The organism is Ruegeria sp. YKSD179 (genome assembly GCF_059612885.1).
Genome location: NZ_JBXWRL010000099.1, coordinates 1 through 6637 on the forward strand (window position 1 = coordinate 1; position 6637 = coordinate 6637).

The window sequence follows — 6637 nt, forward strand, 5'->3', positions numbered from 1 at the left end:
GTTTTCACCCGGCCCTTCAGTTTGCCTGGCTTCGACGAGACGCTTCCGGCAGGAGAATACGATATTGAAACGGAACTGTCCTCACCGCCCGACCATCTGCACCCTGAAGCCTGGAAAGCATCTGTAGCGGTGAGACTGCATTCCCGGGCATCCCACCCCGGTCTGACGAGAACCTTGGCCGTTTCACTGGCGGACCTCGATGACGCCCTGGCAAAGGACAAGCTGACGGGAAAAGATCTGGCAGAACTTTTCCTGGAAGAGATGCTCGCAGACCCGATGGTTCGGCTGGTGATGGAGGCCGACGGTGTTTCCGAGATGCAGCTTCGGCATCTCTACGCGGGCGGGCGCGCATCTCAGGCGGACAAAGAGGCACGGGATGCGGATACAACAGGTACATCGCCACAAGAAAACTCACAAATACAGGCTGCGGAGAACGAAGGAATGCCGACACAGAGGGAATAAGACACGTGGATCTACCCCGCCGACCGCCAAGGTCTGCGCCGGGTGCCGGTTCGCACGAGCAAGGGAGAAAACGATATGCCCGACCAGAACGGCGGCCCGGAAGACCGTGGGCCATGGCAAAGCAAACAGAAGAGCAATCCTCCCGAGATTGACGATCTTCTTCGTCAAGGCCGCGACCGCCTGAGCGGATTACTCCCTGAAGGGCGGCCGCCTCTGAGAGGGGTACTGGTTGCAGGAGCGATAGTCTTGGCGGCGGTTGCAGCCTGGTCTTCTTATTACACAGTCCCGAGCGACTCGGTCGCCGTTGTCCAGCGTTTTGGCAAATACACTGCTGAGGTTTCGCCTGGCCTGCATTTCAAATTCCCGTTTGGCATCGACGTTGCCACACTGGTGCCCGTGAAACGGCAACTGAAGCAGGAATTCGGATTCACCACGCCGGGCAGGAGTGATCCCTTCCAAAGCCCGTCAGACGGCCGACGTGAAACCGAAATGGTCACGGGAGATCTGAACGCCGCGCTTGTGGAATGGGTGGTGCAATACCGGATCTCGGATCCCCTGAAGTTTCTGTTCGAGGTACGCGAGCCAAGCGCGACTTTGCGCTACGTCTCTGAGTCCGTGATGCGCGAGGTCGTTGGAGACCGCACGGTTGACGAGGTCATCACCATCGGCCGGCAGGAGATTGAGAGCGAGGCACTTTTTAAGATGCAGGCTCTGTCCACGAAATACGCCATGGGCATCAGTATCGACCAGGTGCAGCTGAAGAACATCAACCCGCCGGGGCCTGTTCAGGCGTCATTCAATGAGGTCAACCAGGCACAGCAGGAAAAGGAACGCCTGATCAACGAGGCGCGCCGCGAGTACAACAAAGTCATTCCGCTGGCCGAGGGCGAGAAAGATCAGCGGATTCGAGAGGCTGACGGTTATCGCCTGAAACGCATCAACGAGGCGGAAGGCGACGCTGCGCGGTTCACCGCGCTTTTGGCCGAATACGTCAAGGCACCAGAGGTCACGAGGCGGCGGATATACATAGAAACCCTCCAGGATGTTCTGCCCACAATCCTGTCAAAAATCATTGTCGAAGGATCGACTACGAGCATCCTGCCGCTTTTGAACCTGGACAGGCTTCAGGAGGACCCGTCATGAGCATCAGACTGGGCCTCATTGCAGGGATTGCGGCTGCAGTTGGCGTGATTGCCTCTGGTTCCCTCTACACAGTTGGCGAAGTCGAACAGGCCATTATCACCCAATTCGGCAAACCCGTGGGAGAACCAGTTATAACGGCCGGTTTAAAGCTGAAGTTGCCCATCGTTCAAGAAGTCAACCGGATCGACCGCCGGGTTCTTGAGTGGGATGGCAATCCGTCCGACATGCCCACTAAGGACAAGCTCTACATTTCCGTCGATCTGTTCGCCCGCTGGAAAATCACCGACCCGTTGCAATATTTCCTGCGGCTGCGCGATGAGCGCAGCGCGCAATCCCGTCTGGACGATATTCTCGGCAGCGAAACCCGCAATGCCGTCGCAAAACACGAGTTGATAGAGATTATCCGGACTACGAAAGGCCGGATCCCGCTGCGGGACACGCTTCTGACTGATGAGGAGCGCGCGCAGGACATAGGTTCTCTGGTTCCTATCCAGAAAGGCCGCGCACTTGTGGAACAAGAGATTTTCGCAGCCGCCTCAGAGAAGGTTCGTGTATTTGGGATCGAGCTTCTCGATATCCGTTTCAAGCGGATCAATTACAACGAGAGTGTGCGTCCGAAGATCTATGACCGCATGATCTCCGAGCGCCGCCAGATCGCTGAACGTTTTCTTTCCGAAGGCAATGGCGAAGCCGCGCGAATTCGCGGCAACCGGGTTCGCGATCTGAACAAGATACAATCCGAAGCGTATCGCGCCGTCGAGGAAATCCGCGGCGTGGCTGACGCCTCGGCGGCTGCGATCTACGCAAAAGCCTACAACATCGACGCCCAAGCAGCCGAATTCTATGCGTTTACCCGGACAATGCAGGCCTACAAGGACATGATTTCAGGCGGAACGACGCTGGTCCTGACAACCGATAGCGAACTTTTCAGGTTTCTGAGAGGAATGGAGGCCGGAGAGCCGTCTGGGAGTACGTCTCCTCCCCCTCCCGGCCTGACGGCTGCGGCCGAACGCTGATGAATCGGAGGACAAAGAGATGACGGAAGAACCGGTGGATTTAGACGAAACGCGAAGCGCCGAACGCCAGATTGCGACCGACACCCGTTGCCGCAAACGCGGCGTTTGGGAGCAGACGCCATCCACTCCATCCGCGTTTAATAGGTTCAAAGTTTTGGGTTTTCGGCACGTGCATCCGCCGCAAACGCAAAAGTCCAGTTTGTCCGCGTCTTATCGGTTCGCATAGGGCACAACGAATGGCAACTGGTTTACATGTTCACTATTTGTTTTTCATGACGCCCAAATATGCACGCTCGGGTCAGTTGGGCCAGTTATTGAGGAAGTTCGCATCATATCCCCGTCAACACGAATTGGCTGTTGCTTTACGGGAGATCGGGCGGATCGAGCGCTCTCTGTTCATTATCGACTGGTTGCTGGACGCCGACATGCAGCGCCGCGCCCAGATCGGTCTGAACAAGGGGGAAGCGCATCATGCATTGAAAAACGCCCTCCGTATCGGTCGCCAGGGCGAAATCCGAGACCGAACTTCTGAAGGGCAGCACTACCGCATGGCCGGGCTGAACCTGCTGGCCGCGATCGTCATTTATTGGAACACCAAACATCTTGGCCAAGCAGTTGAAGCCCGAAAGGGCACCGGCCTCGACTGTTCGCCAGAACTTCTAGCGCACATCTCGCCGCTCGGGTGGGCGCATATCCTGCTCACAGGCGAATACAGGTGGAAAAATCGATGACGCCCAACCTTAGGGTGTCATTCTGCCCCCAGCCGGAGCAGACCCCATGAAGTGCTGTACTCGATGAGCGAAAAGCTAATGCGCCAGCCCGTCGATTGGCTCAAAAAATCAAACCCCGAAGTCAGGCCTTGTGCTTCGAGGTTGGTCCGTGCGGTGACGACAAAAACCACAATAATCAACAGGATCGACCCGACGAAAGCCAGTTGGAACCCGTTGTTGCGGATGCGTCTGTTTTTAAGGATCGCGGACATGAGGCGGCTCTACTAACGGAAAAGACATGGGTGAAATCGATGGGTGACAGGCGCACTCTGACTGCCACCCACGCGAAATGATGGATCAGTCGATGATCATCGGGAAGAAAACCCCGCCATCCGAATAGAGGGCATTCACGCCACGCGGCAGATTGTAGGGGGAGTTCTTGCCGATGTTGCGATCGTAGATCTCGGCGAAGTTCCCGACTTCTTTGATCATGTTGTAGGCCCAATCGTCCGACACGCCCAAACGCGCGCCATAGCCCGGCGTCACGCCAAGGAATTTCTCGATCGTTGCGGTCGGCGGGTTGGCGCGAACCTCATCCACGTTTTCAGAAGTGATCCCGTTGGCCTCGGCGAACCACAGCGAAGACAGCATCCAGTTCTGCACATCCAGCCAATCCGGATCGCCCTCTGGCACGATGATACCTTCGCCTTCAAGATCGATCACGTCCGGCAAGATGACATGCTTCTCGGCGCCATTGGGCGCATCCACCCGGCCGGCGGCCAGGCTGGGGGCCCATTCAACCTGCCCGTCGCAACGGCCTTCGTAATAGGCATTGCGCAACTCATCGCCGTTTTCGAAGGTCAGAAGCTCGACTTCGATCCCCTTTCCTTCGAGATAGGCGGCCGCCGAACGTTCGGTCGAGGTGCCTGCGGCAACGCACAAGGTGCCACCGCTCAGGTCGGCCATTGTTTGAGCCCCCAGGGACGCGTGTGCCATCGTTTGGAAAGCACCTATGAAATAGGGGCGGCTGAAGGCGAGGTTCAGTTCGGTATCGCGGCTCTGAGTCCAGCCCGAAACCTTGATGACCACGTCGATGTCGCCTGACTGCAATGCCGGCCAGCGCTGCGCCCAGCTGATCGGTACGATCTCCAGTTTGCCTTCGGATGTACCAAACAAGCCGGCGGCCAGGGCGCGGCACAGGTCGATATCGACACCTTTCCAAGTGCCTTTGTCGTCCACTTCCGCAAAGCCAAGAAAGCTGCCGTTGTGGCCGCTGCACAGAAGCGATCCGCGCTCCAGAACTGTATTCAGACGGCTTTCCGCCTGCGCGGCCTGTGCGCCCCCCACAAGAGCAGCACCTGCGATCAGCATCTTCATCGTTGTTTTCACAATAACCTCCTCCGGGTGTCGACACTGTGTCGACTCAAAACCTGTCGACACGGTGGCGACATGTCAATACTTTTTGTAGAAAGCGGCGAAAGACGCTACGAAGACAGACAGGAAGTAAAACCGAGAGAACCGCGCCAAATGCCTGCAAACAAAGAATATCCTGAGAAAGCAACTCCGAAACAGGCCAAAGGTGGCGGTGCGAAATTTGTCTACGAAACCCTCAAACGCGAAATTCTGACGCTCGAATTGGCCCCCGGGGCAGTACTGGAAGAAACCGTACTGGCACAAAGATTCGCCATGTCCCGCTCCCCGATCCGCGAGGCGTTGGTCAGACTGACAGCTGATGGACTTGCGGAAACACTGTCGAACCGCTCGACCCTTGTGGCCCCCATCAACCTCGCCGAATTCCCGCGTTACGTAGAAGCGCTGGATGCCTTGCAGCGGATCAACACCCGCCTCGCCGCAAAGCATCGCACCGGCGCGGATGTCGAGTTGATGCTGGAAAAGGCCCGGGATTTCGATGCCGCTTGCGAAGCCAATGATCATCTGCGGATGTCAGAGGCCAATAAGGCTTTTCACATGGCTGTCGCTGCGGGCGGCAAGAACCCATATTTTGCCAAGAGCTATGGGCAACTGCTGGACGAGGGTCGTCGAATTCTGCACATGCATTTCGATTACTTGCAGTCATCAACCACCGACCATCTGCTGCAATCCGAGCACTTCGACATGATCAAGGCAATCGAAGCACAGGACTTAGAATTGGCAGACCGCTTGGCTCACGAGCATACCCGGCAATTCCACGACCGTTTCACGAATTTTATGAAAGCACAGTATCTTGAAGACATCGATTTCTCGGGTTTTGAGAAGTAACCGAAGCCGGTAAAGAAAAGAAACATGGCAGGACAAACGATCCAATGGAACCAATCAACTGGGGCGGATTGAATCTCCTTTTAGTGGCGACTGCTTTTTGCTTGTTTTGACCACAACGACTGACATATTTGCAAAGCGGACATTTGTTCAAAGTGCGGCGAATTCACACTCTCCGCCCGACTCGCCAGTGCTGCGCCTACCGCTTCTACTAATCTGAGCTTTGCCATAGTCCTGGTTCTCCAAGCGTTCGCGCCGACGTGCAAAGTTTTACCAAAATGCAAAGTTGTGCCCGAACCTACACCAAGGGGTTGCATAGGACCCACTTCCCTAATTGGAAGTTGCTTTAAGGTAAGCTTACGCTTATCTTATCCTGCAATACAGTTAAAGGATGTTTACTTTGCCTGCCAGATTCCTGCCGCCTCCGGCAGCCAAACGCACCGTTAGAAAGCTCGGTCTGGACATCAAGGATGCCCGGCTCCGTCGCGGCTTGCCAGCGGGTATCATCGCAGAGCGTGCAGGCATTTCCAAGCCTACCATGGTCAAGGTTGAAAAAGGCGATCCCGGCGTCTCCATCGGCATTTATGCAGCTGTGCTTCAGGCCCTTGGTCTATTGGACGGGCTTGCCGGCATCGCAGATTCCCAGAACGACCCCACGGGCTCCGCCACCTCCCTTGAGCGCCTGCCGAAACGCGTTCATCTGTCCTCCAGCAAGAAGACCGGAGCTTGAAGTGACACGCGAGGTTGAAATCTTTCTCGACTATGGGGGCGAGATCCGCGCCGTTGGCCTCTTACGCTGCGCACCCGCGCGCGGCACCGAACGTGTCCTCTTTGAGTATGACGCCACATGGCTGGCGCGAAACGACAATTTTCCCATCGACCAGGCCCTTCCTCTAACGGGAGGCATTTTCCCCCCGTCTGCTGGAATGGACATGTTCCGGTTCCGTTGCGAAGTTTTGGTTGGATAACAAGAACGCGGTGTGGCAGCGGGTTTAAGATGCGAGTTCCGCAAATTGGCGAAATGGACAGAGTCCGGGCGTGATTTGACCC

9 protein-coding genes and 1 pseudogene are annotated in these 6637 nt (G+C 56.4%); 8 read left to right on the top strand and 2 right to left on the bottom strand.

Annotated features, from left to right (window positions below; genetic code table 11):
- The 5 genes and pseudogenes from AC2FNE_RS24045 to AC2FNE_RS24065 all read left to right on the top strand — a co-directional run.
- Nucleotides 1-462: hypothetical protein (locus tag AC2FNE_RS24045; RefSeq protein WP_496806502.1), on the top strand; the 462-nt coding region annotated here is incomplete at its 5' end.
- A gap of 75 nt (nt 463-537) precedes the next feature.
- Nucleotides 538-1605 (top strand): FtsH protease activity modulator HflK, encoded by a 1068-nt coding sequence (hflK, locus tag AC2FNE_RS24050; protein WP_496686527.1) that lies wholly within the window; start codon nt 538-540, stop codon nt 1603-1605.
- Nucleotides 1602-2621 carry a protease modulator HflC gene (gene hflC / locus AC2FNE_RS24055; protein ID WP_010442286.1) on the top strand — a complete coding sequence of 340 codons (1020 nt, stop codon included), beginning with the start codon at nt 1602-1604 and terminating at the stop codon, nt 2619-2621. Before hflK ends, hflC begins: the two co-directional genes overlap by 4 nt.
- A gap of 19 nt (nt 2622-2640) precedes the next feature.
- Nucleotides 2641-2847, top strand: a complete 207-nt coding sequence (locus AC2FNE_RS24060; protein WP_496806503.1) for a hypothetical protein — start codon at nt 2641-2643, stop codon at nt 2845-2847.
- Between the two features lie 82 nt (nt 2848-2929).
- Nucleotides 2930-3352, top strand: a pseudogene (locus AC2FNE_RS24065) (Tn3 family transposase); the annotation flags it as partial.
- 17 nt (nt 3353-3369) lie between these two features.
- Here AC2FNE_RS24065 and AC2FNE_RS24070 read toward each other — a convergent pair.
- Complete coding sequence (locus AC2FNE_RS24070; protein ID WP_496806504.1) at nt 3370-3603, bottom strand: hypothetical protein; 234 nt, start codon at nt 3601-3603, stop codon at nt 3370-3372.
- An 85-nt stretch (nt 3604-3688) separates the two neighbouring features.
- Nucleotides 3689-4720 carry a transporter substrate-binding domain-containing protein gene (locus tag AC2FNE_RS24075; RefSeq protein ID WP_496806505.1) on the bottom strand — a complete coding sequence of 344 codons (1032 nt, stop codon included), beginning with the start codon at nt 4718-4720 and terminating at the stop codon, nt 3689-3691.
- Nucleotides 4721-4780: 60 nt separating this feature from the next.
- Between AC2FNE_RS24075 and AC2FNE_RS24080 the strand changes: the two genes are divergently transcribed.
- The 3 genes from AC2FNE_RS24080 (at nt 4781) to AC2FNE_RS24090 (ending at nt 6555) form a co-directional block, all read left to right on the top strand.
- Nucleotides 4781-5590 carry a GntR family transcriptional regulator gene (locus tag AC2FNE_RS24080; protein WP_496806506.1) on the top strand — a complete coding sequence of 270 codons (810 nt, stop codon included), beginning with the start codon at nt 4781-4783 and terminating at the stop codon, nt 5588-5590.
- Nucleotides 5591-5987: 397 nt separating this feature from the next.
- On the top strand, nt 5988-6317 hold the full coding sequence (locus AC2FNE_RS24085; RefSeq protein WP_353392078.1) for a helix-turn-helix domain-containing protein: 330 nt from the start codon (nt 5988-5990) through the stop codon (nt 6315-6317).
- A gap of 1 nt (nt 6318) precedes the next feature.
- Entirely contained in the window at nt 6319-6555 is a 237-nt protein-coding gene (locus AC2FNE_RS24090) for a hypothetical protein (protein ID WP_496806507.1), read from the top strand.
- The last annotated feature ends 82 nt before the right edge of the window (nt 6556-6637 follow it).

Coding starts and splice junctions, on each gene's coding strand:
- hflK (WP_496686527.1), top strand. CDS start 538: ATGCCCGACCAGAACGGCGGCCCGGAAGACCGTGGGCCATGGCAAAGC.
- hflC (WP_010442286.1), top strand. CDS start 1,602: ATGAGCATCAGACTGGGCCTCATTGCAGGGATTGCGGCTGCAGTTGGC.
- AC2FNE_RS24060 (WP_496806503.1), top strand. CDS start 2,641: ATGACGGAAGAACCGGTGGATTTAGACGAAACGCGAAGCGCCGAACGC.
- AC2FNE_RS24070 (WP_496806504.1), bottom strand. CDS start 3,603: ATGTCCGCGATCCTTAAAAACAGACGCATCCGCAACAACGGGTTCCAA.
- AC2FNE_RS24080 (WP_496806506.1), top strand. CDS start 4,781: ATGTCAATACTTTTTGTAGAAAGCGGCGAAAGACGCTACGAAGACAGA.